General features: G+C 69.1%; 26 protein-coding genes. 19 read left to right on the top strand and 7 right to left on the bottom strand.

Features of this window, described 5'->3' with window-relative positions:
- From D7X74_RS45050 to D7X74_RS19160, 4 genes are all read left to right on the top strand, one after another.
- Nucleotides 1-468, top strand: a 468-nt coding sequence (locus tag D7X74_RS45050) for an endonuclease domain-containing protein (RefSeq protein WP_147444604.1), incomplete at its 5' end; no start/stop codon positions are given.
- A 2-nt stretch (nt 469-470) separates the two neighbouring features.
- Entirely contained in the window at nt 471-1,505 is a 1,035-nt protein-coding gene (locus D7X74_RS19170; protein ID WP_120534419.1) for a hypothetical protein, read from the top strand.
- A 22-nt stretch (nt 1,506-1,527) separates the two neighbouring features.
- Nucleotides 1,528-4,917 carry an ATP-binding protein gene (locus tag D7X74_RS19165; protein WP_120534416.1) on the top strand — a complete coding sequence of 1,130 codons (3,390 nt, stop codon included), beginning with the start codon at nt 1,528-1,530 and terminating at the stop codon, nt 4,915-4,917.
- A gap of 138 nt (nt 4,918-5,055) precedes the next feature.
- Complete coding sequence (locus tag D7X74_RS19160; protein WP_120534415.1) at nt 5,056-6,096, top strand: hypothetical protein; 1,041 nt, start codon at nt 5,056-5,058, stop codon at nt 6,094-6,096.
- 48 nt (nt 6,097-6,144) lie between these two features.
- Here the strand turns inward: D7X74_RS19160 and D7X74_RS19155 are convergent, their stop codons facing one another.
- The 4 genes from D7X74_RS19155 to D7X74_RS19140 are packed head-to-tail and all read right to left on the bottom strand — an operon-like array spanning nt 6,145 to nt 9,496.
- On the bottom strand, nt 6,145-6,915 hold the full coding sequence (locus D7X74_RS19155) for an immunity 49 family protein (protein ID WP_120534414.1): 771 nt from the start codon (nt 6,913-6,915) through the stop codon (nt 6,145-6,147).
- 26 nt (nt 6,916-6,941) lie between these two features.
- Nucleotides 6,942-7,532, bottom strand: a complete 591-nt coding sequence (locus D7X74_RS19150) for an imm11 family protein (protein ID WP_120534413.1) — start codon at nt 7,530-7,532, stop codon at nt 6,942-6,944.
- Nucleotides 7,529-8,389, bottom strand: a complete 861-nt coding sequence (locus D7X74_RS19145; RefSeq protein ID WP_147446617.1) for an AHH domain-containing protein — start codon at nt 8,387-8,389, stop codon at nt 7,529-7,531. Before D7X74_RS19145 ends, D7X74_RS19150 begins: the two co-directional genes overlap by 4 nt.
- A 3-nt stretch (nt 8,390-8,392) precedes the next feature.
- A complete protein-coding gene (locus D7X74_RS19140) occupies nt 8,393-9,496 on the bottom strand; it encodes a hypothetical protein (RefSeq protein WP_120534411.1) in 1,104 nt (367 codons plus the stop codon).
- Nucleotides 9,497-9,751: 255 nt separating this feature from the next.
- On the opposite strand from D7X74_RS19140, the gene D7X74_RS19135 reads away from it, so the two are divergent.
- From D7X74_RS19135 to D7X74_RS19120, 4 genes are all read left to right on the top strand, one after another.
- On the top strand, nt 9,752-10,216 hold the full coding sequence (locus tag D7X74_RS19135; RefSeq protein WP_120534410.1) for a DUF4150 domain-containing protein: 465 nt from the start codon (nt 9,752-9,754) through the stop codon (nt 10,214-10,216).
- Between the two features lie 25 nt (nt 10,217-10,241).
- Nucleotides 10,242-10,760, top strand: a complete 519-nt coding sequence (locus D7X74_RS19130; protein ID WP_120534409.1) for a DUF6484 domain-containing protein — start codon at nt 10,242-10,244, stop codon at nt 10,758-10,760.
- Nucleotides 10,761-10,764: 4 nt separating this feature from the next.
- The gene (locus tag D7X74_RS19125) at nt 10,765-12,087 is read left to right on the top strand and encodes a TIGR02270 family protein (RefSeq protein WP_120534408.1); all 1,323 of its coding nucleotides are present in this window, start codon (nt 10,765-10,767) and stop codon (nt 12,085-12,087) included.
- A gap of 223 nt (nt 12,088-12,310) precedes the next feature.
- Nucleotides 12,311-14,713, top strand: a complete 2,403-nt coding sequence (locus tag D7X74_RS19120) for a PAS domain-containing protein (protein ID WP_120534407.1) — start codon at nt 12,311-12,313, stop codon at nt 14,711-14,713.
- Nucleotides 14,714-14,749: 36 nt separating this feature from the next.
- Here the strand turns inward: D7X74_RS19120 and D7X74_RS19115 are convergent, their stop codons facing one another.
- Nucleotides 14,750-15,838 (bottom strand): metallophosphoesterase, encoded by a 1,089-nt coding sequence (locus tag D7X74_RS19115; protein ID WP_120534406.1) that lies wholly within the window; start codon nt 15,836-15,838, stop codon nt 14,750-14,752.
- Nucleotides 15,839-15,987: 149 nt separating this feature from the next.
- Here D7X74_RS19115 and D7X74_RS19110 point away from each other — a divergent pair, with 149 nt between their 5' ends.
- From D7X74_RS19110 to D7X74_RS19075, 8 genes are all read left to right on the top strand, one after another.
- Nucleotides 15,988-16,467 (top strand): hypothetical protein, encoded by a 480-nt coding sequence (locus D7X74_RS19110; protein WP_120534405.1) that lies wholly within the window; start codon nt 15,988-15,990, stop codon nt 16,465-16,467.
- Between the two features lie 2 nt (nt 16,468-16,469).
- Complete coding sequence (locus D7X74_RS19105) at nt 16,470-17,240, top strand: hypothetical protein (protein ID WP_199741853.1); 771 nt, start codon at nt 16,470-16,472, stop codon at nt 17,238-17,240.
- Nucleotides 17,237-17,992, top strand: a complete 756-nt coding sequence (locus D7X74_RS19100) for a hypothetical protein (RefSeq protein ID WP_120534404.1) — start codon at nt 17,237-17,239, stop codon at nt 17,990-17,992. The genes D7X74_RS19105 and D7X74_RS19100 overlap by 4 nt, the downstream gene beginning before the upstream one ends.
- Before the next feature lie 39 nt (nt 17,993-18,031).
- Nucleotides 18,032-19,486, top strand: coding sequence for an anthranilate synthase component I family protein (locus D7X74_RS19095; protein ID WP_120534403.1), 1,455 nt, complete (start codon nt 18,032-18,034; stop codon nt 19,484-19,486).
- Entirely contained in the window at nt 19,483-20,046 is a 564-nt protein-coding gene (locus tag D7X74_RS19090) for an aminodeoxychorismate/anthranilate synthase component II (protein WP_120534402.1), read from the top strand. Before D7X74_RS19095 ends, D7X74_RS19090 begins: the two co-directional genes overlap by 4 nt.
- A 16-nt stretch (nt 20,047-20,062) precedes the next feature.
- Complete coding sequence (locus tag D7X74_RS19085) at nt 20,063-20,887, top strand: aminotransferase class IV (protein WP_120534401.1); 825 nt, start codon at nt 20,063-20,065, stop codon at nt 20,885-20,887.
- 35 nt (nt 20,888-20,922) lie between these two features.
- Nucleotides 20,923-21,498, top strand: a complete 576-nt coding sequence (locus D7X74_RS19080; RefSeq protein WP_120534400.1) for an alpha/beta hydrolase — start codon at nt 20,923-20,925, stop codon at nt 21,496-21,498.
- 70 nt (nt 21,499-21,568) lie between these two features.
- Nucleotides 21,569-22,036, top strand: coding sequence for a carbonic anhydrase (locus D7X74_RS19075; protein WP_120534399.1), 468 nt, complete (start codon nt 21,569-21,571; stop codon nt 22,034-22,036).
- Here D7X74_RS19075 and D7X74_RS19070 read toward each other — a convergent pair.
- Nucleotides 22,033-22,749 (bottom strand): tetratricopeptide repeat protein, encoded by a 717-nt coding sequence (locus D7X74_RS19070; protein WP_120534398.1) that lies wholly within the window; start codon nt 22,747-22,749, stop codon nt 22,033-22,035. The genes D7X74_RS19075 and D7X74_RS19070 overlap by 4 nt on opposite strands.
- 125 nt (nt 22,750-22,874) lie before the next feature.
- Between D7X74_RS19070 and D7X74_RS19065 the strand changes: the two genes are divergently transcribed.
- The 3 genes from D7X74_RS19065 to D7X74_RS19055 all read left to right on the top strand — a co-directional run bounded on the left by D7X74_RS19065 (nt 22,875) and on the right by D7X74_RS19055 (nt 25,263).
- Complete coding sequence (locus tag D7X74_RS19065) at nt 22,875-23,600, top strand: hypothetical protein (protein ID WP_120534397.1); 726 nt, start codon at nt 22,875-22,877, stop codon at nt 23,598-23,600.
- Nucleotides 23,601-23,613: 13 nt separating this feature from the next.
- Complete coding sequence (locus D7X74_RS19060; protein ID WP_233602163.1) at nt 23,614-24,435, top strand: alpha/beta hydrolase; 822 nt, start codon at nt 23,614-23,616, stop codon at nt 24,433-24,435.
- Between the two features lie 126 nt (nt 24,436-24,561).
- Entirely contained in the window at nt 24,562-25,263 is a 702-nt protein-coding gene (locus tag D7X74_RS19055) for a VOC family protein (RefSeq protein WP_120534395.1), read from the top strand.
- Between the two features lie 6 nt (nt 25,264-25,269).
- Here D7X74_RS19055 and D7X74_RS19050 read toward each other — a convergent pair whose 3' ends face one another.
- Complete coding sequence (locus D7X74_RS19050; RefSeq protein WP_120534394.1) at nt 25,270-26,160, bottom strand: SDR family oxidoreductase; 891 nt, start codon at nt 26,158-26,160, stop codon at nt 25,270-25,272.
- Between the last annotated feature and the right edge of the window lie 107 nt (nt 26,161-26,267).

Raw genomic sequence — 26,267 nt, 5'->3', positions numbered from 1 at the left:
GCGGTGGAGACGCTCCGGAAGCTGGAGCGCGCGGGGGCGTCCGAGGCGCAGCGGGTCAGCGCCGCGGAGGTGGCGCTGGAGGTGCTGACGGGCGCGGGGGAGCTGGCCCCGGACAAGTCCCGGAGCAAGGCGGAGGCGTACCTGCGCGACCGGCTGGAGGAGCACGCGGCCACGGCGGGCGTCTTCGAGCACAACGTCCGGCTGCACCCCGAGGACAAGCGCTCCTGGGAGGTGGACTTCCTGAGCCGGCGGCTGCGGCTCGCGGTGGAGGTCGACGGCTACTTCCACTTTCAGGATCCGGAGCGGTTCCGCCGCGACCGGCGCAAGGACCTGGACCTCCAGCGGGCGGGCTACTGGGTGTACCGGCTGCTCGCGACGGACGTGCTGTCCCAGCTGGAGCACATCCTCCACACCCTCGACACGTTGATTGCGGCCCGGAAGCGCGAGCTTGCCGGGCGGGAGCCATGACCATGGACAACACCGACACCCCCGACACCCGACTCCAGGGCCTGGCCCTGGCCTGGCTGGCGACGCGTTCGGAGAAGAAGCCGGGCACGCGCAACGAGCTGGCGAAGACGCTGCATGCCTTCGTGGAGCACCGCTGGAGCCGGGGCGAGTGGACCGAACGGTTCGACGCGCTGCTGGAAGGGCTGCAGGCCGGCAGGCTCGTGGAGAAGCGCTCGCGCACGGCGCTGGCGCTGACGGGCCAGGGCCGGCAGCGGGCGTTGAAGTTCCTGCGGGTGGATTCGCCCAAGGGGCTGACGTGGAAGCGGGTGAAGCAGCAGCACCTGCTGGCGAAGGGCCTGGGCCTGCCGAATTCCAAGTCGGTGCTGGGGCGGCTTGCGAACGCGGACGGCGTGCGGGCGGTGCTGCTCAAGCGCGCGCATCGGGTGGAGGGGCCGGAGACGCCGACGCTGGAGCAGGTGCGGGACCGGCTGCTGTGGCGACAGCTGGGCGTGGAGACGGGGGAGAAGTTCTCGCTGCGCGCGGTGCAGGCGCACCTGCTGGGGCAGTTGCTGGAGCAGGAGGTCAGCGACCCGAAGCGCGGCGTGGAGCAACTGGCCGCGCGCACGGTGGGCGCGTCGCGGGTGGACGCGGAGGTGGTGCGGTTGGCGGCGCTGCGGGAGTGGGTGCTGGCGGCGGGAGCGCAGGAGCCGAAGAAGGAGCCCGCCCTCCCCCAGCCACGCGTGGAATCCCCCCGGGAGGAGCCGAAGGCCCCCCTCGCGACGGATACGGCGGCCTTCGCCCAACGGGTGCTCGACGTCGCGCGGGCATCCCCCACGGGCCGGTTCGGAGACAACAAGGTCTTCATCTCGCATGTCTGGAAGGTCATGCGGCCCGAGTGGGCGGATCGGGAGTCCTTCGATGCCGCATTGCTCGACGCCAATCGACAGCGGCGCCTGTTGCTCAGCCGCGCGGACCTCGTCCAGCACATGAACGCCACGGACGTCGCCGACTCCGAGGTCCAGTCCTACGGCGCCACCTACCACTTCGTCGTCGTCTAGTCAGAGTTCTCCAGGAGCCCCCATGGCCACCGACGCACGTCTTGCCGCGTTCCTCGCAGACGGTCCCGAGATCTTCAGCAGCGTCCAGCAGGGTCAGACGCTCTGGAAGCGAGACCCCTTCGACGTCGAATCCCTCAACGCTCCCGCACGTTCCGCCTTCGAGCGGCTGGTGAAGCGCGCCATCCGCAAGCCCGCTCCGGATTCAGGCAGGCTGCTGTTGCTGCTCGGCGAATCAGGCAGCGGAAAAACGCACCTGGTGCGGGCCTTTCGCAACAGCGTCCACAGCCGGGGCGTGGGCTACGTCGGCTACATGCCGATGACCGTCGATGCGACCCACTACGACCGGCACATCCTGTCCTACTTCATCGACTCCCTGGACAGACCGTATGACTCGGACGCGGGGGAAGACTCCGGACTGATGCGCCTGTCCGACGCGGTGATGGCGCGCTGCATGAGTGCCTTTGCACCACTCATCCCGGAAGAGCGCATCCTCGAAGACCATGAGCTTCACGACATGATCCGCTCGGTCGCGGATGACCTTCACGCGCTCGATGACTTCCGCCACATCGACGTGCAATTGCTGCGTGCGCTCATCTGCCTTCAACGCCGCGAAGCGCGCTTCCACCACCGGATCCTCCAGTGGTTGCGATGCGAGGACCTCGCTCCGGCGGACCGCACGGTGATTGGCGATCTGGTGCCACGCACCGCGGACGACGACCCCATCCGGATGATGACGCACCTGGGGCGGCTCATGGGCGTGATGAACCAGGCCCTGGTCCTCTGCGTGGACCAGGTGGAGGACATCAGCGACTTCGAACAGAGCCCCCGGATGGAACCCTCCTTCCGCCGGGCGATGAACAGCTTCGCCGCGCTCGCGGCGCAGGTGCCCACGGCCATCGTGGTGGTCTGCTGCCTGGAGGACTTCTGGTCGAAGATGCGCAACCAGCTCAACCTGGCCATGAGGGACCGCATCGAACACGATCCCGAGCCCGTCTCGCTGGAGGTCTCGGTGACGGCGCAGACGGCGCGGGACATCGCGGCACGCCGGCTGAGCGTCCTGTACGCGCAATCAGGCCTCTCCCCCCACCCTTCCGACCCCACCTACCCCATCCCTGCGAAGGGTTTCGAATTGCTCAGCGGCCAGCGGACGCGCGACGTCCTCAATCAATGCCGCCGTTACCGGGAGCGCGCCATCCAGGAAGAGAAGCTCCCCAAGGACTTTCCCCTGCCCATCCCGGGAAAGGGCGGCGGCACGCAGCCGCCACCGGCTGAAGTCAGCCCCATCCAGAAGACGGACCAGGCCTGGATCGACTTCCGGGCCAGGTTCAAGGACGCGATTCCCGAGGAAGACTCGGACGTCGCCGCGCTGCTGGCCTGGGCCATTGAAATGGGCGGAGACGAGCTCGGCGGATCCACGCGCTTCAAGGTCAAGCCGCTGGATGAGGAGTCGCTGAACGTCACGCTCCAGCCCGGCAACACCCAGATGTTCGTGGCGCTTTGCAACCGTTCTCCGAGAGGCGGCGGGCTCGGGCGCCAGATGGCGGATGCCTTGAGGGCCGCCGCGGGCAAGTTGACCGTCCTCGTGCGCACGACGGACTTTCCCGGAACGCTCGGAACGCTGGTCGCGGACCAGACCACGATGTTGATGAAGAAGGGCGGCCGTCGCGCGGTGCTCGGCAACAGCGATCTGCGCGAGCTGGTCGCATTGCGGTCCTTCCAGAAGGAGCACCCCGCACCTGCGTTCATCGAGTGGAGCCGCGCCACGCATCCCATCACGCGACTGAAGGCGATCTCGGATGTGCTCGCGCTGGAGAAGAGCCCTCCTCCGGAGCCCACGCGTCAGCTTCCACCGCAACCCGTCTCCACGGCGGAGGGAACCTCCGCCCCGAGTGTCACGAAGCCTGTCCAGGGAGAGCGCCGTGGAGCCATCTCTGAGAGCGCGCGACGCGTGGACACCCGGCCCGACGAGAAGCCGGCCCATGTGCGTGAGCCCGAATCCTCCAGCGAGGACTCGCGCGCGGAGACCGCGCTGGATGGACATCAGCTCACGGCCATCGGCCCGCCCTTGGTCAGCAAGGTGCCTGGCCGCACGAAGACTCCCGTCGAGGTGCCCCAACCGCAAGCCATTCCTCCCAAGCCCGCGAGCGATGCGAAGCCGGGCGCGATGCGGATGGGTATCTCCGAAAGCGTCTTCACCCAGCCTGTCTTCATCCAACCGGACGAGTTGACGAAGCACAGCGCGTTCCTCGGCGGTTCCGGAAGCGGCAAGACGACGCTCGCCTTGAACCTCATCGAGCAACTGCTCCTGCAAGGCATTCCGGCGCTGCTCGTCGACCGCAAGGGAGACCTCGCCGCGTATGCACGGGACGAGGCGTGGGAGGAGGAGCTGAAGGACCCCGTCCTGAACGAGCGTCGCCGCCTGCTGAAGGAGCGGGTGGACGTGGCGCTCTACACCCCGGGACGCTCCGATGGGCGGCCGCTCGCCATTCCCATCGTTCCGCGAGGCCTGGAGGTCCTGCCTCCAGAAGAGCGTGACCAGAGCATCCAGCAAGCCGCCGAGGCCATCGCGAGCATGCTGGAGTACAAGAACAGTCCAAGGGACAAGGCGGCAAAGGCGTTGTTGGCCCAAGCGTTGAGGATGCTGGTGGAGCGGCCCCTCGGGCAGGAGCTCACCCTCGACCTGCTCCAGAAGTTCATCGCGTCCCAGGACATCGCGCTCGTCCAGGAAGTGAGCGGGATGGACCTCAAGGTGTTCCCCAAGCTCGCGCAGGACCTGACAACGCTGAAGCTCAACACGCGCACCCTCTTGTCCAATCAGGGGGAGAAGCTGGACATGGAAGAGCTGCTGGGCCGAGGAAGCGCGAAGGTCCCTGGCCGGACCCGGCTGAGCATCATCAGCACCAAGTTCCTGGGCGGAACGCAAGGCTCGCTCTTCTGGGTGTCGCAGTTGCTCGTGGAGGCCAATCGCTGGGCAAGCCAGCACCCCTCATCCCGACTCCAGGCGGTCCTCCTCTTCGACGAGGCAGACCTGTACCTCCCCGCGATGAGCATGCCCGCCACCAAGCAGCCCATGGAGAACCTGCTGAAGCGCGCCCGTTCGGCGGGCATCGGGGTGATGCTCGCGACACAGAGCCCGGGAGACCTGGATTACAAATGCAGGGACAACGTGCGCAACTGGTGCGTCGGTCGGGTGAAGGAGGAGACGGCGCTCAAGAAGCTCAAGCCCATGTTCGCGGATGCCCGTGTCGATGCGGCAGCGAAGCTCCCCGCCCAGAAGCAGGGACAGTTCCACGTCCTGCGAGACGGACAGGTGGAACAGCTCAAGGCGGACCGGAACATCATCAAGACGGACCAGCTCTCCGAGGATGAAATCCTCCAGCTTGCGCACCGCTCGCGCGAGCAGGGGCAATGAAACGACATCGGCGCAGGTTTCGCATTCTCGGATGACCACGGTTTCCCGCTCCGACCTGGCCGGCGATAGGCCTACAAGGTCGGAGCGGCGAGCGTCGTCAAGGCCTGCTGCTACGCCATACATGCCTGGAGCAACGCCATGCTGGACCTCGCGACCCTGACCACCGACACCTTGCTCTCGGCACGTCTGACCGACGTCGTCGAGACACTGGTCGCCCGCGACAGAGCCACCTTCAGGTCGCGCCTCGCGAGCCTGGACATGCGTTTCACCGATGCACGTGTCGAGGCCCTGCGCGAGGCCCATGGTGTCCTTCCCCCTGGGGAATTCCGCGAGTGGGAGGCCCTCCGACAAGCCCTCCAGGGTAACGAGGAGCCCGAGTCCCATTGGTGTTCCGAAGACCGTTCCCTCCGGCTCGACATCCCCCTCCACGTACCGGATGACCCACAAGCACTCGCAGAATTGCTGCCCTCATATTCCGCAGGACTCATCGCGGGCCTCTTCCTCCTGAGCGAGGACGCTTCGGGTGACCGCATTCTCCTGAGCCTGCTGCCCGGTCCGGGCGATACGCTCATCATCTTCCCGTTCATCCATGAGCGGAGCACGCTGCATCCCGCCCGCACCCTCAAACGTTTCCTTCTCACGGAGTGGCTTTCCGAGGACGAGCCTGATCCAGATGAAGCCCCTGGTCAGGTTGGTGAGTCTCGCTATGAGGAGTTGCTCGACGTGGCCCGAGAACACGATGAGCGGCTCCCAGCTTTCACTCCTGGCAGTCCCGAGAGCCTCATTGCGGCGGACAGTGAGCGGCTCTACCAACGCTCACACTGGCTGACAGGCATCCTCTGGGGACGACCCGGCCCCAGGCTCACGGAGCAACTCGCACGGGCGCCCGGCGCGGCGGATTGGAAACTGGAGCGGCCCTGGCTCTCGCGCCAGCCGCTGCTCGCGAACTACTGGGTGCTGGCCCACTATTTCCTCGGCAATGAGGACGCCTGCCGCACCGTCATCACCGCAGCCCACCAGAGCCCTGCGGCGCTGACTCGCGGAATTGCCCGCTTGGTAGAGGGGTGGCTCAACGCGCCTGGACAGGCGAGGCTTGCCAAGCTCGATGCGACGACTTTGGCGAACCTACGACGTGTGGTGCGCGGCTCGGCTCGAGCCGATCAGCAGATTTCGAACTGAATTCTTCCTTTTCTGTCGCTGACGAGCATGAAGTGCTCCGCCCAGGCGCTATGCGAAGAAGCGCTTCCAGGAGTCCGGGTGGAACCGAAGCACCACCTGTTCCCGAGCCACCGAGGGAACGAACAGGTGGTCCTCCTGCGGACGCAGACCTTTCGAGACAGCGAGTCGCACCAGGGCGAGTCCCTCGACAGAAACATACCCTTCGGTCGCGAGCACCTCTTCAGCCGCCGACTCCTTCTCGCGAAGCTTACGGAACCGCACCTCCCGCGCCTCCATCATCCGCGAGAGGGCTTCATCGAACCGGGCTTCATCCGCCGCCAACAAGGCCTGGCACACCGCCAGCCGCGAGTCCGCGGAGCCTTCGAGGCTCTCCTCATAACGCTCGAGAAGGGCCTTGCCCTCACGCGCGTCCAGCCCCAGGAAGGAGTGGTCCATGAGGAAGCGGACGAAGAGGAAGTCCTCCTCGTACTCTCGATTCCTGTCGCAAGCCCGGGGTGACAGACGCGCCAGTTCCCGTGCGGCCTCGGTGTCCCCACAGGCCACCGCATCGAAGAACGGCTCCGCGCGACTGGTCAGATTCTGTCTCTCGGGCACGGAGCCAGCGAAGTGCACGAACGCGCGTGCGCTCGCATGCAGACATTCGTGCAAGCGTGCAGGGGTGCCAGACATCAGCAGCGAGCCGATGCCCGCGATGCGGAAGTTCTGACAGAGACGGAGCGCCTCCTTCAGGCCCCCTCTCCCGGACATGAAGGCCGGGAGCAGCTCCTCGTTATCGCCCAGCGCGTTGTCGATGAAGACGGGCAAGAACTTCGATGCCAAGGAAGTCACCCTTCCAGTCGCCGGGTTCAGGACTTCGCAGCGGAGACCGTCAACTCCCGCAGCACCACATTGGTGAAGCGCCGCTCCTGGAACGCCTTTGCGAGGGACTCATTCACCATGTAGAGCTGCGGGTCCTGCTGGAGGCGGAAGAGGGCAGGAGCGTCGCGCAGCTTCTCCGGGTCCAACACCAACTTGCGGATGCCGACGATGGCCCCGCTGCGGTGGTACTTGATGTCACTGGCCTTGGTATCCACGCCATCGATACCGCCGAGAGGATTGACGAAGAAATAGTCCTGACTGCGAACACGCCCCCGGTGATCCAGGAGGATGAAGGGCAGAAACTCGAGGGCGGTCTTCGGAGAGTGCTCGGCGATGACAGCCTTCATCGCACTGGAGACGATGAGGTAGTTGAAATTGTTCCCCAACACCGAGGAGAGCTGGATCCCGGTTCGCTCCTCACTTGGCTGGAGTTTCACCTCAGCGGGATAGGAGTCGCTCACGGGCTCACCGGCGGCCAGGCAATATCCGTCCAGCCCCATCACCTCTGGCTCCTGGTCCAGGAACAGCAACTCGGCGTCATTGAGATCGCCCAGGGTTTCCAACTCGAAGAATCTCATGGCATCCCATTGAGAAGGGTATCCAGCGTTCCCGTATAGCCTGGAGTGCTCGCCTCACGTTCCTCTTTCGTCTGCCGCGCGGTGATCTGCGCGTAGATTTCCTCGGACAGCAGTTCGAGCTGTTCCTTGGCCAGCTCATGGGCCAGCTTCGTGTGCTCCTTGTCCTTGCGGACGTACTTGCGCAGCTCGCCTTCGTAGGAGCGCATGATCTTGTCCAGGCGCTTCGCCACGAAGTCACTGTACGAGCGGTGATCCCGATACAGGAAGGTGATGAGGTGCCGCGGAAGGTTCAGGGCGCCCGCCACCTTCCTGTCCATGGGCAGGATGACCATGTTGAGCTTGTGGTTCAGGTTGTAACCGGCCCTGGCCAGTCCCCGGCGAACGATGAGCGTGGCATTCGGGAACTTCTTCTCAAGCTTGTTGGCGGCACCACGGAGCTGGCTGTTGGTGACGACGTGGTGGCCGTTGTGGATGTACGGAGTCCGGTAATCCCACTTGAAGTTCTTGCTGGTCATCGACTCAGAGACGTCCCAATCTCCCTGCTGAGGCGCTTTGAGCAGGAAGCGGTATCCCTCCGGGAAGATGGGGTAGAAAGTGCCGCTTTTGCTGACGTGGTTCCGCTTCGCGTCCGTGTGGATCGCTTTGCCCCGCGCAAGCTTCTTGTAGGCCGGCCAGTTGTAGAGGTGGGCGTCCTCCAGGGCATGCTTGAAAGCCTGCCAGCGATGGGAGCAGGTCATGGGCTCCCACGCGGCGACATGTCGGTTGAGGCACCTTCCGCCCTCGGTCGTGTTCTTGACGCTGACGTGAATCCTGTGAGCGACGTCCTCTTCATGCTGCTGAGCGGAAGGATCCGACACGGTTCATCCCTTCATCGTGAGGCACATCGCACCAACGTGCCCACGTTCCGAACTGGAGACCACCAGGATGTGCTCACCTCTTGAATAGCCGCGAGCGAGCGCCCTGGCGGCCACGCACACGCCGCCAGCACCGCTGGCCGCGCCCGTATCTCCCAATGAGAGAGCGGGGAGTACTTGGTGGAAACGATCTGCCAACCGACGTTCCATCCTGAGCCGGGCGTAGCCCCACTCGTTCGCCCGCCAGTTCTCGCCATTCAAGTCTGAAACGATACTGCCTGCGAAAGGAACCTTGAGTTCAGCGCCCAGCAGGGCTTCATCCAGAGCCTCCGTCAGCGCAACGCCAGCGTTGGGCTTCTGACTGAAGAAATGGCTCTGCTCAAACCGGACCGCCGAACCGGCGATACCGAAACACATTGAGGGTTGCCGCCGGCGAGCACTCGCGGAGGATTCCAACAGGAAGCCGGCTGCCGCCTCGCCCGGCATCAGGCCACATGGGTTCTCTGGTGTCTTGAGCCGCCGGTACCACGCCAGCCACTCCAGCGTCAGCGGGTCACAATAGGAATCAGCCGCGATGACGAGCACCCGCTCCAGCCCACGCGTCTCCATCCAGCGACGGGCCTCATGGATGGAATGAATTGCCCCTGCGGGTCCTTGGCAGAGGACGTCGACGTTGCGCTCTTCAATGGGCAGACGTAGCGCTTCGAGAAGCGGCTGCAGGTAGGCCAGCTGGACGAGTTCCTTGGAAGCGGGTGCATCACCCGCATCACCACCGAACCGATCATCATTGAGGTACGGCGTTACGACCAGCAACCCCGTCAGGCGCCAGAAAGATGCATGGGTGGCATCTGGAAGCGCACCCTGGTGGAGCAGGTCTGAGACACAGGCCCGGGCAAGCCGGAGCCAACGACCGATGATGGTGAACCCCTCGGTCAGTCCACGCACGGGGTGGCCGGTGATGAACTCCATTTCTTGCGAGGCCTCGTCAAGCACCTCGAAATAGGTGAGCGGCTGGGCGCAGGCAATTCCAGCACGAATGGCCGCACAGGTCGCCACGACACCCCGTCCCACGGACGAGACCATCCCCAAGCTGGTGATGACGATGTCCAACGCGACCTTCCTTCAGCCTGGCAAGGGCGGATTGAGTCGCCTCGCAGTCAACGCCCCAGCGAAGTGTGGGCGCCCCCTGGCGCCATGTCCATGACCTTCCCGGCCACCGACTTCTCGAAGCCCCACCAGCGCGATGCAAGGTGGTTGGAGGTGGCCACGAGGGGATGAGGGTAACCCTCCCCGTGCCAGCTAAATCCACGCCCCGTGAGCGTTCGCCACGTCGACGCGCTATCATGCGCCCTGGAGGAAGTGGCCATGCCCGTCAATACCGGTGTGAACAAGATGTCTGTCGTCACCAAGGACAGTGGCGGTGTCACCATGGCCTTCCCGGACGTCTGCAAGACGCCCAGCCCCGCCGGGCCCGTGCCGATTCCCTACCCCAACGTCGCGCAGTCCTCCGACACCGACAAGGGCACCAAGAAGGTCTCCGTGGCCGGAAACCCCGTCTGCGTGAAGGACTCCAACTTCAAGATGAGCACCGGCGACGAGGCGGGCACCGCCGGCGGTGGCGTGGCGTCCAACAAGACCAAGGGCAAGGCCGAGTTCGTCAACTACTCCTTCGACGTGAAGTTCGAAGGCAAGAACGTGGCGCGCGCCCTCGACCTGATGCTCCACAACGACAAGAACACGCCCCCCTTCCCCGTCATGCAGGGGCCTGTCGTGGCCATGGGCGACAGCGAGGAGAAACCCAAGTGCCTCGTCTGTGATCACGACATCTAGGCACCAGCGCGCCTGAATCCACACCATGAGCGCTCCCTCCGACAAGAAAGCCCTCGCCCCGGCGATGGAACCCCCGACGCCCATCCTCGGCAGCCGTGGAGGACACCTCTCCGGGCTCGATGCCTCCGGCTCCCCCCTCGTCGACTTCCCGGGCAACACCGCGGGCCCCGTGCGCGCCCGGCTGGCCGTGGCCCTGGACGCCCAGGCGCTCCAGGCGGCCGTGGCCCTTCAGCAGAAGGTCGTCCTCCTCTTCGAGAACGGCGACCCCGGACTGCCCTTCATCATGGGCCTCATCCAGGAGCCCAGCGCGACGCCCCTCCTGGACGCCCTGTTGGAAGCCCCCGAGCCGCCCCGCGCTCCTACCGAAGCCCATGTGGACGGCAAACGCGTGGTCATTGAGGGTCAGGACGAGATCGTCCTCAAGTGTGGCGAGGCCAGCATCACCCTGCGCCGCAACGGCAAGGTCATCGTGAAGGGCACCTACCTGGAGTCCCGCGCCACCGGAACCCACCGCATCAAGGGTGGCTCCGTGGAGATCAACTAGGACCATGACCACCCCCACGGGAGCCCCCCTGCGCTGGGACATCCACGAGACGCACCTCGAGGAGGCGGCGTTCCGGTGGAGCCAGTGGGAGAAGGCGCTCGACGCACCCGACTTCACGCTGGAAGAGGTCGCGGAGCTGGAGGAAGCGGTCGCCGCGCATGTCGACGGACTGGTGCTGGGCGGTGAGCCCGTCGCGACGCGCCTGCTCGTCCCCGCGCTGACCGAAGACCCCGAACGCATCGTCGCGGCGGCCCTGGCGCTGCTCGGTGCCGAGGCCGAATACGGCCCTGCCCTGGTGCTCGCCGCGCTGCCCTCGGCCGAACCTCCCGCGCTCGCGGCCCTCCAACGCGCGCTGGAGTTGTCCCCCGCTTCGAGCATCCCCACGTCCCTGCCGTCGCTCCTGGGAGAGGACACCGTTCCCGAGCGGCTGGCCCTGGTGCTCGACACGCTGGGGGTCCATGGGCTGGCCACGGCCCCGCTGTGCACGCCGTTCCTCACGCACCCGGAGCCGGAGGTCGCCGCCGCGGCGCTTCGCGCGGTCAGCCGGGCCCGGCTTCCCCTGGAGCCGGCGCTGCTCCAGCGAGCGCTGGACTCCCGTGCGCCCGTGTTGCGGGACGCCGCCATCCTCGCGGGCCTGATGGGTGGCCACCGCGCCGCCTGGACGACATGCCAGGCCGTGGCCAACTCCCACCTGCCCGGAGGCCGGCTGCCCCTCCTGTTGCTGGCCATGGGCGGGGAGGAGCGCGACATGAAGCGGCTGCTGGAGCTGCTCTCCGACGAGAAGCTCCGGCCGGACGTGCTGTGGGCGCTCGGGTTCTCCGGCCGCGTCGCCGCCGCCGATGCCTGCGTGGAATTGCTGCGGCACCCACCCGTCTCCGCGCTGGCGGGCGAGGCGTTCAGCGCCATCACCGGCCTGATCATCGCGGAGCAATACGCGGTCGCTCGCGAGGAAGAAGACACGGCGCTTCCTCCCCTGGAGGAAGAGGACCTCGACGCGGACCTCACGTCCAAGCCCGAGGACGCACTGCCGCTGCCCCGACCTCAAGCCATCTCGGAATGGTGGGGTGAGGCACGCCAGCGGATGGACGTGAAACATCGCTACCTCTCGGGGCAGCCGTTCACCCCCCAGGCCCTGCTCGAAGCGCTCACCACCGCGCCCATGCGACGGCGCCATGCGCTGGCGCTGGACCTGGCGCTGCGCAGCCGGGGCGCGGTCCAGGTGCCGACCCGTGCGTTCGTGCCCCAGCAGCTTGCCGCGTGGAAGGCCGCCCGTGCGGCGCCCGGCGCTTCGTGGAGCCGCCCGTTCGCCGAGGCACTCCGGGGTTGATGAACGCCCCGGTGCGGGGCCGGGATCGTGCCCCCAGGTCTGCGGCCAGCGCAGCGCTGCGGCTTCGCGGTCCGGGCTGGCCTCCGGGCGAGGAGTCCACGCCGGCTGCACAGAAGCCCCGGGCCCCATACTTCATCAGGGTGCCTTCCTTGCGGAGGTCCTCATGGAGAAGCGGGCGCGGTGCCCGCCGTCAGCCCGGAGGGTGGCTGGACGGGGGGAGTAGATGGCCTTGCGACCAGGCCAGGAGCAGAACGCGGAGAAAGGCACGGCGGCCCTCGCGGACAGGACCCGCCATGCCCTCGACGTCCTGGAGCGCATCTCGGATGCGGTCTTCTCGTTCGACCGCTTCTGGCGCTTCACCTACGTCAACACGCGGGCCGAACGACTGCTGAAGCGCTCGCGCTCCGAACTCATCGGACGCAACGTCTGGGAGGAGTTCCCCCAGGCGCTCGGCTCCGTGTTCGAGCAGGAGTACCGGCGGGCGCTCGCGTCGCAGGCCAACGTCTCCTTCGAGGCGTTCTTCCGGCCGCTCGAGGCCTGGGTGGACGTGCGGGCCTACCCCTCCGCGGGGGGCCTCATCGTCTTCTGCCGCGACATCAGCGCGCGCAAACACGCGGAGCAGGCGCTGCATGAGTCGGAGCAGTTCCTGCGCGCCACGCTCGACTCGCTGTCCACGCACATCGCCATCCTCGATGGTCGGGGCACCATCCTCGCCGTCAACGCCGCGTGGAAACGCTTCGCTCGGGAGAATGGCTGCGAGGAGGACTCGGCCAACTGCGGCGTGGGCGCGAACTACCTGGGCGTGACGGACGCCGCGAAGGGCGACTTCTCGGAGGAGGCACCGTCCGTCGCCACGGGCATCCGCGACATCATCGCCGGCCGCGCCGCGTCCTTCCTGCAGGAGTACCCGTGCCATGAGCCCGGGGGCCAGCGGCGCTGGTTCCTCGTGCGGGTCACCCGCTTCGCCGGACAGTGTCCCCTGCGCGTGGTGGTGGCCCACGAGGACATCACCGGCCGTCGCGAGGCCGGAGAGGCGCTGCTGCGTCTGGAGCGAGAGGAGGCCGCGCGCGAGGAGGCGGAGGCGGCGCGGGAGCGGATGGACGCGGTGCTCGAGCGCATCGCGGACGGCTTCGCCGCGTTCGACCGGGACGGACGGTTCACCTACGTGAACCGGCACGCGGAGACGCACTTCGGCCGCGGGCGCGAGGCCATGCTGGGCCAGCGTCCGGCGGACGTCCTCTCCGAGTCCCAGGGGGCGGCCATCGAGCACCTGCTGCGCAGGGCGACGGGCGCCGGGGCCCCGGTGGAGGAGGATCAGCCCTCGGCCCGGGTGGACCGGTGGCTGCGCGTCGTCGCGTACCCCGCCCCCGAAGGCCACACCGTCTACTTCCGTGACGTCACCGAACAACGCAGGGCCGAACTGTGGAGCCGCTTCCTCTCCGAGGTGAGCGCCGCCAGCACGTACTCGCTCGACTGGGAGGATGTGTCGCGCGCCGTGGTGAAGCTCACGGTGCCCACGCTCGCGGACGGTTGCGCCATCGCCACGCCGGGCGGGCCCCACGGCGAGGAGCCCACCACCGAGGTCGCCGCGGTGACGCCCGAATTGGAGGAGGCGCTGCGCGCGATGTTCCGACCGGGGTCCACGAGCGCGCTGGGACGGACCGTGGAGCAGGCCCTGCGCACGGAGTCGGTGGTGCGCCTGCCCGGGCCCTCACAGGACAGCCCTCGCGTGGACTCGGCGGTGGCCGTGCCCTTGATGACGCAGGCGCGCCCCCTGGGCGTGCTGGTGCTGGTGTCCACGCGACCGGGCCTGCGCTACGAAACGCAGGACCTGTCGCTGGTGCGCGAGCTGGCGCGGCGGGCGGCCCTGGTGCTCGAGAACGCGAGGCTGTACCGCACCGCGCGACAGGCCGTCACCACGCGGGACGAGACCCTGGGCATCGTCTCGCACGACCTGCGCGCGCCCCTGAACACCATCTCCCTGCTGTGCACCGGCGCGGAGCGGCGCCTGTCCCATGGTGACAGCGGCCCCGCCGTCGGCGAGGCGCTGCGCAAGGTGCGCGCCGTGGTGGGCGACATGGACCGGCTCATCGATGATCTGCTCGAGGTGGCGCGCGTGGAGTCGGGGCAGCCGAAGCTGGACCTGGAGCCGCTGGACGTGCCCACGCTGCTGGCGCAGGTGCAGGGATTGAACGAGCTGCTGGCGGCGGAAAGGTCCCTGCGCCTGGAGGTCTCCCTCGCACCGGACCTGCCACGGGTGCGCGCGGACCGGGCGCGGGTGCTGCGCGTCTTCCAGAACCTGGTGGGCAACGCCATCAAGTTCACGCCGCCGGGGGGACGCATCCTCCTGAAGGCGGAGCACTGTGAGGGCCGCGTGTGCTTCTGCGTGGAGGACACCGGACCGGGCATCGACGCGCAGGAGCAGGTCCACGTGTTCGACCGCTTCTGGCAGGCCATCCACGCGCACAAGGCGGGTGCCGGGCTGGGGCTCGCCATCGTCAAGGGCGTGGTGGAGGCACACGGCGGCCGCGCCTGGGTGGAGAGCCAGCAGGGCCAGGGCGCCGCGTTCTTCTTCACGCTGCCCGCGCTCACGCAAGCGCCCGAAGTCGCGCAAGCCCCCCGGTAGCCAGAAGCCGCCGGGTTGCGTCCAGGCCCCGGGAGCTCACGCCCGCCGCAGCGTGATGACGGCCAGCTCCGCGGGGGCGCCCAGCCGCACGGGAGGGCCGGTGGTGCCCGCGCCCCGGCTCACGTACAGCCAGGAACGCTCCTGCCGATACAACCCGGCGGTCCACCGCGTGAGGAACCGCGCCAGGGACAGGCGGCGCACGCCCGGAACCCCCAGCTGCCCGCCGTGGGTGTGCCCCGAGAGCGTCAGCTCCACGCCGCGCGCCCTTGCCTGGGGAAACAGGTCGGGGTCATGCGCGAGCAGCACCGTGGGCACACCCTCCGGCCGCGCCGCGAGCGCCCGCGTCAGGTCCGCGCGTGACGTCCAGGTGTCATCGACGCCCGCGACGTAGAGACGGGCCCCGCCCCGCTCCACCACCACGCCCCGGTTGCGCAGCACGCCCAGGCCGTGGCGCTCCAGCTCGCGAACCAGGTGTTCGGCATCCGTGTAGTAGTCGTGGTTGCCCAGGCTGACGAAGGCGCCGTCCTTCGCGCGCAGGCCACCGAGCGCCCTCGCGATGGCCTCGACATGGGAGGAGCCCTGGGTGATGAGGTCGCCCGTCACGGTCACCAGATCCAGGTCGAGTCCGTTGAGGCGCTTCACCCAGGCGGCCACGCGCGCCTCGGGCACCTGGGGACCGCAGTGCACGTCGGAGAGCTGCCCGATGCGGTAGCCGTCCAGCGCTGGCGCCAGTCCCGCGATGCGCACGGTCCGCCGTCGCAGCCGTGGCCGGGCCAGCGCCGCGTCGGTTCCCACCGCCAGCGCGACCGCCGCCGTCAGCCCCCACGCCGCCGCTTCCGGCAGGCCTGCCCGAATGGCCAACACGGCGGGGAGCATCAGCAGGTCGAACACCAGGCAGGCGGACCACCATCCCAACGCCAGGAAGGTGGACCGCGAGGGCGCGGGGGTGTGCCACGGCGTCGTGAGCCGCTTCAGGTACGGCCAGGAGAGCCCCAGCGCGGCGAGCGCGGGGAGGGGCGTTCGTGTCCGGACGCAGAGCCAGAGCACCGTGGGCAGTTGGACGGCCGTGACGACGACGCCCACGATGAGGCGGAAGTGGCCCTGGAAGCGCGTGGGAAAGGACATCGGCACCGGATGTCTAACCGGTTCACGGACCGCTCCCAGGTGATTTCGGAGGTGTGTTTGACGCAGGAGGGCACGCCACGGCTTCTTGCTTCAAGACCTGCCCACCTGGAGACTCCGGGATTGCTGTCCATCCCACGAGGAAGTCCTCCATGTCCCTGAAGCATGTGTTCGCGGTCGTGACCCTGCTGTCGACGTCCGCCTTCGCCGAAGAAGACCTCAAGCCCGCCCAGGAAGAAGCCAAGGCCAAACTGGAGGGAGAGATCGAGGACGCCCTGAAGGCGACCAACGACAAGTGCGGCACCAAGCTCGAAGTGAAGACCGACTTCCAGAACTTCAAGACCGACGATTGGTCGGGCACGAGCTTCAGCTCGTACTGTGAGTCGGTCATCCAGGAAATCGGATCCATGTGTGAACGCCCCGCGTACAAGAAGGCCATCGCCAAGAAGGTGACCGGCGTGGCGTGCCTGTTCGGCGGCGTGAAGCCCGCCGAGAAGAAGGACGGCTCCAACGACGCGACGCTGCGCAACATGTCGATCGACAAGGGCGTGTTCACGTACCACATGTCCTCCAAGGACCACGCGAACCTCGGCGACAACACCAAGGCCACGCTCGAGAAGGCGTTCAACTGAGCATGCCCCGGACCCTTGCACCCGCGCTCATGCTGGCGGCGATCCTCGCGACGACGGCGGCGCATTCCCTGGAAGCGGTGGCGGGCAAGGTCTACCGGGGCACCGACGGCCAGAGCGTGGAGGTCATCACGCTGGAGCCGCGCACGGCATCAGAGGTCTTGATCCGCGTGCGCGGCACCGACTCCGAAGAGGATGGCATCGCGCTGCGCGCCACCCTGAAGAAACACTCGCGCGGCGCCGACTACGTGGCCCGCCACCGGGGAGGCGACTACGTGCTCCTCCTCCAGCGCGACGGCCGCTACGAGGCCGTCCTGCCCGGAGTGCAGGCGTTCCCCGTCAAGTTCAACCAGGACGCGACGGACAAGGCCTCCGCCGCGGAGGTGCTCGCCGCGCACCAGCAGCAACTGGAGTCGGGGCGGATCGCCGCCTTCCAGAAGAAGGCCTGGCCCCACCTGGAGAAGAAATACACGGCCCGCGCTGGCGACGCCGTCACCGCGTTGAACAAGGCCTGCGGCACCGCCTCCACCTTCGCGTTCGACTGGAAGAGCTTCAGCGACGAGGTGATGGCGGAGCTCGACGTGTGGGCCGCCTGTGCTCCGCTCGTGAGCCGCGCCCAGGCCCACTGCGCCTCGGTGAAGACCGTCACGGCGCTGGTCTGCCGCTTCGGTCCGACGCTCGGGCTGGAGCGCGGCGGCGACACGCTCACCTTCACCACCACCCAGCAGGGCGCAGCCGAAGGGCCGGCGTTCCTGGACAGGAACCTCTCCCGATGATCCGTCGACTCGTGGTGGCCGCCTGTCTCTTCGCGGTGGACGCGGTGGCCCGGGAGCCGGTGACGCTGGAGGAGCTCCAGGCGCTGGGCTCGCAGAAGGCCTGGGCGGAGCTGCTGGAGCGCGCGGAGGACCTCCCCGCCCCCAAGCGCACCGACGCGTGGCGGGCCCTGGTCACCGACGCGGCGACGGCCGACGTCGAGTCCCTTCCCCCCAGCGACAAGGAGCCGTTCGCCGCGTCCCAACGGGCGCGCGCGCTGGGCCAGCGGTATGCCTTCCTCCCCAAGGCGCCGCGCTTCGCCACCGCACGCGACCAGGGTGCGCGCAAGGACCTCCAGCGCTGCCTCGAACTCGACCGGCGCGGTTGCATCGACACCTTCCTGGAGCTGACACCGGACGTGGGGCCCGAAGCGGCGCTCCAGGCCGCGCACCTCGTGAAGCAGGGGCACTTCGCCTACGTGGCGATGCCGCTCTTCGCGGTGGCGGTGGGGGGAGGAAAGGACGTCAGCGCCTGCAAGGACGCGGCGCTCGCCGAGACGGTCATCGCGGCGCTCGGTCTTCCCAAGGAGGACCCTCGCGCGGTCCAGGCGAGGAAGGTGGCCTTCGAGGGGTGCTGGGCCGCGCTGGGCCCGAAGCTCAAGGCGGCCACCGTGGGCGCTTCATCCTACTTCCTGGCGAACACCTGCCAGCCCATGCGCGCCCGGAAGGCGCTGACCGAGCTACAGGACGAGCTCTGCAAGGACGAAGCGCTGTAGTTCGGGACGGGAGCGGTTCCTGCTAGGAACCGCTTCCGCATGGCCGTTCCCGCATCCTCCCTTCCCCCGCTGGACCGCGCCCGCTTCGACGCGCTCGTGGCCCAGGGCTATACCCAGGTGCCCCTCGTGCGGCCCCTGGACGTGGGCGCCGCGCGGCCCGTGGACCTGCTGCGCGCACTGCCCGCCGGGGACCGCTTCCTCCTGGAGAGCACCCGCACGAGCAGCGAGGGCCGCTACTCCCTCGTCGGCGCTCGACCCTTCCTGCGTTACACCGCCCGGGGCTCGCGGTGCCACGTCGACGGCGTCCTCCAGGAAGAGGCCCCCTTGGACGTCCTGCGTGGGTTGCTCGGCCGATGGAAGGGGCTCCGGCTTCCCGACCTGCCGTTGTTCTGCGGCGGCGCGGTGGGCTTCTTCTCCTACGAGGCCAGCCACTTCTTCGAAGCCCTGCCCCGCCACCCGCGCGACGACCTGGGCGTGCCCGACATCGCGCTGCACTTCGTGGACACGTTCCTCGTCGTGGACCACCTGGAGCACACCGTGCGCGCGGTGGCCACGGGTTCGGACTGGGTGGACTGCTCACGCCGCCTGGACCTGCTGGCCTCCCAGGTGCGCGCCGCCGTCGCCACGCCGTCCCCCTCGCCGCCGGCAGCGGACCTGCCCCTGGCGCCCTGGCGCTCCAACTTCACGCAGGAGGACTACCTGCTCGCGGTGGAGCGCGTGCGCGAATACATCCGCGCGGGGGACACGTATCAGGTCAACCTCTCCCAGCGCCTGGAGGTGGACTTCCCCGGCGACCCGCTGGCCCTCTACGAGACGCTGTCCGCCACCAGCCCCGTCCACTTCGCCAGCTACTTCGAGGCGGACGGCTTCCAGGTCGTCAGCGCCTCTCCCGAGCGGCTGGTGCGCGTGGAGGACGGCCGCGCCACCACGCGCCCCATCGCCGGCACCCGCCGCCGGGGCACTCCGGAGGAGGACGCCCGCTTCGTGCACGAGCTGCGCACCAGCGAGAAGGAGCAGGCCGAGCACGCCATGCTCGTCGACCTGGAGCGCAACGACCTGGGCCGCGTCTGCGCCTACGGCACCGTGGAGGTCACCCGGCTGATGGAGATCGTCGAGTACGCCCACGTCCTCCACATCGAATCCGAGGTCGTCGGCCAGCTCGCGCCCGGCGTGCAGCCGCTCGACGTCGTGGGGGCGCTGTTCCCCGGCGGCACCATCACCGGCGTGCCGAAGATCCGCACCATGGAGATCATCACCGAGCTGGAGCCCCACCCGCGCGGCCTCTACACCGGCTCGCTCGGGTACTTCAGCTTCGCGGGAGGACTGGACCTGAACATCGTCATCCGCACCGTCGTGGTGAAGGACGGCCACGCGTACGTGCAGGTCGGCGGCGGCATCGTCCACGACTCGGAGCCCCGGCGCGAATACAAGGAGACGCTCAACAAGGCCCGCTCCCAGCTCCTCGCCCTGGCCGCGAGCACGGGGCCGCGATGATCCTCCTCATCGACAACTTCGACTCGTTCACCTTCAACCTCGTCCAGGCGCTGGGCGCGCTCGGGGCCACGCTCAAGGTCGTGCGCAACGACGCACTCACCGTCGCGCAGGCCCAGGCGCTGCATCCCAGCCATGTCGTCATCTCTCCCGGGCCGAAGACGCCCGACGAGGCCGGCGTGTCCCTGGACGTCATCCGTGCCTTCGCGGGCCGGGTGCCCCTGCTGGGCGTGTGCCTGGGGCACCAGAGCATCGGGCAGGTGTTCGGCGCGAAGGTGGTGCGCGCCCCCGTGCCGGTGCATGGCAAGACGGCCGAGGTCGAACACCGGGGCCAGGGCGTCTTCCGGGGCCTGCCCCAGCCCTTCATCGCCGCGCGCTACCACTCGCTGGTGGTGGACCGCGACAGCCTGCCCGGATGTCTGGAGGTCACAGCCTGGTCCGGAGACCTGGTGATGGGCCTGCGCCACCGCGAGCTCGCGGGCCTGGAGGGCGTGCAGTTCCACCCCGAATCCTTCCTCACGCGCGAAGGCCCCCGCCTGCTCGCGAACTTCCTGGAACGCTGAAGCGACAGGGGCCCCCATGTTCTCCACCGTCTCCGTCGATGGCGTCGTCCAGCGCTGGGAGGACCTGCGGCTCCAGGACTTCGCCCAGGGCTTCTTCTTTGGCGCGGGCTTCTTCACCACGCTCCGCATCGACGCCGGCCGGCCGCTGTTCCTCGCGCGGCACCTGGCGCGCCTGCGCGAAAGCCTCGCCGCGTTCCCCACCGCCGTGCGCGCCCCGGCGCCCGCGCTCCTCCAGGAGGACGCCGTGCGGGATTCGCTGCGCCGCTGCCTGGAGGCGGATCCGCTGCTGGGGCCGGGCTTCACCGGCGTGGGCAAGCTCGCTGTCAGTGATGGCCGGGTGCTCTGCACCTTCCGCCCGCTCGCCCAGGACTTCGAAGCCCTGCACCGCGACGGCCGCGTGCTCGACAGCGTGGAGCCCGGGGCGTACCGGCGCGCGGAGCGCACCGTGAATCACAAGGGGCTCGCGTGGTTCCGGCAGCACGCGCTCCTGCCCCGCCTGCCCCTCATCACCAACGAAGCAGACGAGGTCTGCGAGCTGCCCACCGCGAACGTCTTCGTCCTGCTCGACGGCGCGCTCGTCACCCCGCCGCTCGCCTCCCCGTGCCTGCCCGGCGTCGCGCGCGCGGTGTTGCTGGACGCGGGCCAGGTCGGTGGGCTTCCCGTGGTGGAGCGCGTCGTCCCGCTCGCGGACCTCTCCCGGGCGGGGGCGTGTTTCTACAGCAACGCGGTGGCGCTCGCCGTGGGTGTGCCTTGGCTGCTGGGCCGGGCGCTTCCCGACAGCCTGCGCCTCGCGGAGCAGGCCCGCGCGGTGCTCGAAGCCCGCGCCCTCCTTGAAGGCTGAGCGCACCCGCCCTGAGTGCGGCACACTGCGCCGCCATGACCCGCTCCCTTGTCATGGTCCCGCGCTGGGCAGGCAGCCCCGACACCGACTTCTACCCCTGGCTCACCGCGAAGGTGCGCACGCCGCCCGCGCGCTTCGACGACGTGCGCGCACTGGCCATGCCCACGCCCTCCGCGCCGACCCTCGATGGCTGGGTTTCCACCGTGGCCTCGGCCGTGGGTTCCGTGCCCGCGCCCTCCACCGTGTTCCTGGGACACAGCGTCGGCTGTCAGGCCGTGATGCGCTACCTGGCGACGTTGCCTCCGGGCCACACCGTGGAGGGCGCGCTCCTGGTCGCTGGCTGGTTCGAGGTCGACAAGCCCTGGGACACCCTGCGGCCCTGGATTGAGACACCGATGGACTTCGACCGCGTCCGCGCCGCGCTCCGCCGCTGCGTGGTGGTGCTGTCGGACTCCGACCCGTTCACCTCCGACTGGCGCCGCAACACCCGGCTCTTCGAGGAGCGCCTGGGCGCCGAGGTCCGCGTCATTCCCGGAGGCCGCCACTTCAACAACCCCCAGGAGCCCGCCGTCCTGGAAGCCCTCCAGGAGCGGTTCGCGTCACCGGGATGACACCGGCAGAAGGACAGGCAATCGCGCGAAGTCGCTTTCGCGGGCGAAGGGAGCCGTTAACCTGGGGGCCATGGCCGACCCCGCTCCCTTCGTCTCCCGCGTCCCCTTCGAGTCCGTCCATCCGAAGGCCCTCGCCGTGTACTGCTCGGACGGGCGCTTCACCGAAGCCGTGGAGGACCTGGCCCACCACCTGGGCCACCCGCGCATCGACACGCTCACCCTGCCCGGCGGACCCGCGCTCCTCAACCGCTGGGCGTCCGACTACCTGGAGAGCGAGGGCATCACCCGCGCCGCGAAGTTCCTCATCGAAGGACACCACATCGAGGACGTGCTGCTGCTGGCGCACGCGGGCTGCGGCTACTACCAGGCCCGCCACGGCGCCCTGGGACCGGCCATCTCCCTGGAACAACAGCTGAAGGACCTGCACTTCGGCGCGAAGGAACTCCAGACGGCCTACCCCCACCTGCGCATCCACCTGTACTTCGCGCACCCCAAGGGCAAGACCGTCGAATTCGAGCACATCCCCCGCGAGGGCTAACGCGCGTCCCGCAGTCCGGCGCGGAGCGCATCCAGCAGCGTGGGCGGATCCCCCACGCGCAAGGCCGCGAGCCCCGCGTCGAAGTCCGCGCGCGCGCCCACTCTGTCCCCGCGTTCGAGCCGCAGCACTCCGCGCGCGTGGAGCAGCTCTGGATCCACCGCGTCCCCTTCCTGGGCCTGAAGCGCGGTCGTGAGGTCCTCTTCCGCCGCCTCCTTCCGTCCCGCGCGGATCCGGGTCAGCGCGCGCTGCTGGAGCAGCCACGGGTTGCCGGGGTCTTCCGCCAGCGCGGCCGTCCAGTCGGCTTCGGCCTCCGACCACCGGCCCAGGGCGCCGAGCGATTCCGCGCGCTTCATGTGCACCACCAGCGCCTTGCGGAAGCCCGCGGCCTCCACCTGCGTGAAGCCCTCCACCGCCTCAACGTGCCGCCCCAGCCGCGCCAGCGCGAGCGAGCGGTAATAGCGCGTGGCCGCGTGTCCCGGCGCCAGGGCGAGCACGCGGTCGAACCAGGGCAGCGCCTCCGCCGGCTGTCCGCCCCACACGCCCAGCGTCAGGCCCACCTCCACGAGCACGCGCACCTGCTCCGGGTGGGCGTCCGCCAGCTTCCTCGCCAGCGCGAGCGCCGACGTGTAGCGGCCCCCGCGCCGCAGGCGGTCCACCTCGCGGAGCGGCTCGGACAACTCCGGGGGCCACGCCTGACGTCCGTTGCGTTCCATGCGGTGGGGGCCTGGGTCCTCGGGGTGAGGGAACCCCGGGCGATTTCGCAGGCGGGTCCCCGGGGTGTCAAGGCGCGGGGGCGGACCGCTTGACCTGCGGCCCCGGTCGCGCGAAGAGCGCCGGCATGAAGCCCTGGGAGACGGTCGAGAAGGAACAGGTGCCGGAGGTGGGAGAGGTCGTCCTGGCCCGGCGTGACAATGAATATGTGCTGCGCGTGCGCGGCCAGACGCTGATGTCCAGCCGCCAGCACGGCTCCGAAGCGGCCCTGGCCGACGCCGGCTGCGCGCACCTGGTGGGCACGGAGAAGGCCCGGGTGCTGGTGGGCGGCCTGGGCTTCGGCTTCACGGTGCGCGCGGTGCTCGACCGCCTGGAGCCCTCCGCGCGCGTCGTGGTGGCGGAGCTGTTGCCCTCGGTGGTGACGTGGAACCGGGGCATCCTGGCGCCCCTGGCCAAGGCCCCGCTGGAGGACTCGCGCGTCACCGTGGTGGAGGGAGACGTGGGGCGCCTGATGCGCAAGCAGAGCGGCGCGTTCGACGCCATCCTGCTCGACGTGGACAACGGCCCCTCCGCCCTCACCCACCCGGACAACGAAAGCCTCTACGACATCACCGGTGTGTCCGTCGCCTACGGTGCGCTGCGCCCCAAGGGCACGCTCGTGGTGTGGAGCGCCGGGCCATCGCCCGCGTTCGTGAAGCGGCTGGAAGACGTGGGCTTCACCGTCCAGGTCCTCAAGCCCGCAGCGCATGGCACCAAGGGCCCACGCCACACGCTCTTTGTCGCCCAGCGCATCGGCAAGGGCCCGGCCTCGGTGCCGTCCCGCCAGGGCAAGCGTCCGGGCCGGGGGGGATGACATGCGCGGCGCGATGACCCGACTTGGTGTGTTGCTGTTCGCGGCGCTGCTCTGCGCCTGTCGGGGCCATGCCGTGGTCCCTGAGCCCACGCCGGCACACGCGTCCTTCACGCTGCCGTCCGCGGCGCTCCAGGAGACCCGGCGGCTCAACGTCTACACACCCCCGGGCTACGACCCGGCGGCGGCGACGCGCTATCCCGTGCTGTACATGCCCGACGGCGGCGAGCAGGAGGACTTCCCGCACGTCGCCGCCACCCTCGACACCGCGATCCGCGCCGGAGAAGTGCGGCCGTTCATCCTCGTCGGCATCGAGAACACCGAGCGGCGCCGCGACATGACCGGACCGACCCAGGTGGAAGAGGACCGGAAGATCGCCCCGCGCGTCGGAGGCTCGGCCGCGTTCCGCGCCTTCCTCCGCGACGAGCTCATGCCCGAGGTGCGCCGTCGCTATCGCGTGACGGAGGAGACGGCCATCGTCGGCGAGTCGCTCGCCGGGCTGTTCATCGTGGAGACCTTCTTCCTGGAGCCGGGGCTGTTCACCACGTCCATCGCCTTGAGCCCCAGCCTCTGGTGGAACGATGACGAAGTGGTGCGCAAGGCCGGGGAGCGGCTCACCGCACGGCCGGACGTGCGCGGCACGCTGTATGTGGCCTCCGCGGGCGATGACACCATCGGCCCTCAGTCGGCGCGCCTGGCGGAGGTCCTTCGCGCGAACGCGCCCGCCAGCTTGAAGTGGCGGTACGAGTCCCGGCCCGACCTGCGCCACGACAACATCTACCGCTCGCTGTCGCCCCAGGTGCTGCGCCAGTACCTCGCGCCCGTGCCCCCGCATTGAGCAGGGGATGCCCCCCCCACTGCGAGCAGGACGGCAGGCGGCGGGTGCCCGGTCCCGGGAAACCGGTTAGAACGCCAGCGCGCCGCTCCACTCCGGGCGGCTCCTTCTCCACCATGGAGGCGTTCGATGGGACTTCCCACTGGCGTGCATCATCTGGCTCTCGCGACCCGCGACATGAAGGCGCAGCTCGCGTTCTTCACCCAGGTCGTCGGCATGGAGCTGGAAGCGCTGTACTGGATGCACGGCGTGGAGAACACCGTGCATGCGTTCCTGCGGCTGGGGGACACCTGCTCCCTGAGCTTCGTGCAGGCGCCGGACATGGCGACCATCGAGCCGGTGATTGGCGTCTCGCACCCGGGCTTCAGCGCGGGGTCGGTGGCCCCGGGCGCGATGCAGCACCTGGCGCTGAGCGTCCCCACGGAAGTGGAGCTGCTGGCGCTGCGCGACCGGCTGCGCTCGCACGGCTACTGGGTGGCGGGCCCCGTCAACCACAACATGTGCAAGTCGATGTACGTCCAGGCGCCGGAGGGCCTCATCCTGGAGTTCGCGACGGCCGAGGGCGCCATCGACGTGGAGCAGTGGATCGACCCGGCCGTGGTGGCCTTCTGTGGCATCAACGCCACCGAACTGGAGAGCTTCGTCCGGCCGCCGCCCTTCACGTCGCAGGGGGGCAAGGTGCCGCAGCCGGCCCCCACCACGCGGCCCAACTTCGTCTTCACCGGCGAGTGGGCCCCGCGCGGCGCGGTGTTCTTCCAGCTCACCGACGAGCAGATCGCCGCCGCGCTGGACTCCCCCACGCCGCCGGTGCCCAGGCGCCCGGCGACCTGAGGTCCGCTACGGCGTGGCGCTCGCCGGGCCCGCCTCCGGGCCTCGTGCCGCTCGCGGCTTCATCATCCCGCCCGCCACCCGCAGGCCGACCCAGCGCGGCGCGAAGCGCGTCATGTTTGCCTGGAACCAGTTGCGCCACCCCGGCACCACCGAGGCCCGGCCCTGATCCAGGGCCTTGAGGGCGCGGAGCACGACCCCCTCCGCCGGCGCCAGCGGGCCCACCGCGGCCTGCTTCGTGCCCACCACGTCGAAGAAGGCCGTCTGCACCGGCCCCGGGCAGAGCGCGAGCACGCGCACGCCCCGCTCACGGGTCTCCTCCGACAGCGCCTCCGTGAAGGACAGCACGAACGCCTTGGTGGCGCCGTAGATGGCCATGTACGGCACCGGCTGGAAGCCCGCGATGGAGGCCACGTTGAGGATGCCGCCCACGCCGCGCGCGAGCATGTCCGGCAGGAACAGGTGGCAGGTGTCCGCGAGCGCCGTGACGTTGAGCATCACCTGCTCGTGCTGGCGCGCGAACGAGGCGGACTCGAATGCACCGTGGGAGCCGAAGCCCGCGTTGTTGACGAGCAGGTCCACGCGCAGCCCCTTCTCCTGGCAGCGCGCGTGCAACTCCCTGCCGGCGCCCTCGCGGCCCAGGTCCAGCGCGATGACCTCCGCCTGGATGCCGTGCTCCGCCTGGAGCTTCGTCGCCAGCGTGCGCATCCGGTCCTCCGAGCGCGCCACCAGGATGAGGTCCATGCCCCGGGCCGCCAGCTCGCGGGCGAACACCTCGCCCAGCCCGGACGACGCGCCCGTCACGAGCGCGCGGTGCCCCGCGTAGGGAAAGGCCCCGGACCTGGGCGCGGGGGTGGTTGCAGGACGGCGGGCGATGGGCTGTGCGGAAGTCGTTTGCATGGGGTTAGAATGTGAGCGAGCGCTCACGTTCTCAACTCGCGTTGGGCTCACATTCCGTTCCGGAGGTCCCATGCCCCGCCGCCCGCCCCCGTCCCGTCGCAGGGCTC

The sequence above is a fragment of the Corallococcus sp. CA047B genome (assembly GCF_003612065.1).
GTDB classification, from domain to species: domain Bacteria; phylum Myxococcota; class Myxococcia; order Myxococcales; family Myxococcaceae; genus Corallococcus; species Corallococcus praedator.
This window is presented reverse-complemented; position numbering and strand designations above follow the sequence as displayed.

Bases quoted from the DNA above. Each gene is read 5' to 3' on its own strand.
- D7X74_RS19075 (WP_120534399.1), top strand. From the start codon at position 21,569: ATGGCCGACCCCGCTCCCTTCGTCTCCCGCGTCCCCTTCGAGTCCGTC.
- D7X74_RS19080 (WP_120534400.1), top strand. From the start codon at position 20,923: ATGACCCGCTCCCTTGTCATGGTCCCGCGCTGGGCAGGCAGCCCCGAC.
- D7X74_RS19060 (WP_233602163.1), top strand. From the start codon at position 23,614: ATGACCCGACTTGGTGTGTTGCTGTTCGCGGCGCTGCTCTGCGCCTGT.
- D7X74_RS19110 (WP_120534405.1), top strand. From the start codon at position 15,988: ATGTCCCTGAAGCATGTGTTCGCGGTCGTGACCCTGCTGTCGACGTCC.
- D7X74_RS19125 (WP_120534408.1), top strand. From the start codon at position 10,765: ATGACCACCCCCACGGGAGCCCCCCTGCGCTGGGACATCCACGAGACG.
- D7X74_RS19120 (WP_120534407.1), top strand. From the start codon at position 12,311: ATGGCCTTGCGACCAGGCCAGGAGCAGAACGCGGAGAAAGGCACGGCG.
- D7X74_RS19160 (WP_120534415.1), top strand. From the start codon at position 5,056: ATGCTGGACCTCGCGACCCTGACCACCGACACCTTGCTCTCGGCACGT.
- D7X74_RS19115 (WP_120534406.1), bottom strand. From the start codon at position 15,838: ATGTCCTTTCCCACGCGCTTCCAGGGCCACTTCCGCCTCATCGTGGGC.
- D7X74_RS19085 (WP_120534401.1), top strand. From the start codon at position 20,063: ATGTTCTCCACCGTCTCCGTCGATGGCGTCGTCCAGCGCTGGGAGGAC.
- D7X74_RS19100 (WP_120534404.1), top strand. From the start codon at position 17,237: ATGATCCGTCGACTCGTGGTGGCCGCCTGTCTCTTCGCGGTGGACGCG.
- D7X74_RS19070 (WP_120534398.1), bottom strand. From the start codon at position 22,749: ATGGAACGCAACGGACGTCAGGCGTGGCCCCCGGAGTTGTCCGAGCCG.
- D7X74_RS19105 (WP_199741853.1), top strand. From the start codon at position 16,470: ATGCCCCGGACCCTTGCACCCGCGCTCATGCTGGCGGCGATCCTCGCG.
- D7X74_RS19150 (WP_120534413.1), bottom strand. From the start codon at position 7,532: ATGAGATTCTTCGAGTTGGAAACCCTGGGCGATCTCAATGACGCCGAG.
- D7X74_RS19165 (WP_120534416.1), top strand. From the start codon at position 1,528: ATGGCCACCGACGCACGTCTTGCCGCGTTCCTCGCAGACGGTCCCGAG.
- D7X74_RS19095 (WP_120534403.1), top strand. From the start codon at position 18,032: ATGGCCGTTCCCGCATCCTCCCTTCCCCCGCTGGACCGCGCCCGCTTC.
- D7X74_RS19065 (WP_120534397.1), top strand. From the start codon at position 22,875: ATGAAGCCCTGGGAGACGGTCGAGAAGGAACAGGTGCCGGAGGTGGGA.
- D7X74_RS19170 (WP_120534419.1), top strand. From the start codon at position 471: ATGGACAACACCGACACCCCCGACACCCGACTCCAGGGCCTGGCCCTG.
- D7X74_RS19090 (WP_120534402.1), top strand. From the start codon at position 19,483: ATGATCCTCCTCATCGACAACTTCGACTCGTTCACCTTCAACCTCGTC.
- D7X74_RS19050 (WP_120534394.1), bottom strand. From the start codon at position 26,160: ATGCAAACGACTTCCGCACAGCCCATCGCCCGCCGTCCTGCAACCACC.
- D7X74_RS19135 (WP_120534410.1), top strand. From the start codon at position 9,752: ATGCCCGTCAATACCGGTGTGAACAAGATGTCTGTCGTCACCAAGGAC.
- D7X74_RS19130 (WP_120534409.1), top strand. From the start codon at position 10,242: ATGAGCGCTCCCTCCGACAAGAAAGCCCTCGCCCCGGCGATGGAACCC.
- D7X74_RS19055 (WP_120534395.1), top strand. From the start codon at position 24,562: ATGGGACTTCCCACTGGCGTGCATCATCTGGCTCTCGCGACCCGCGAC.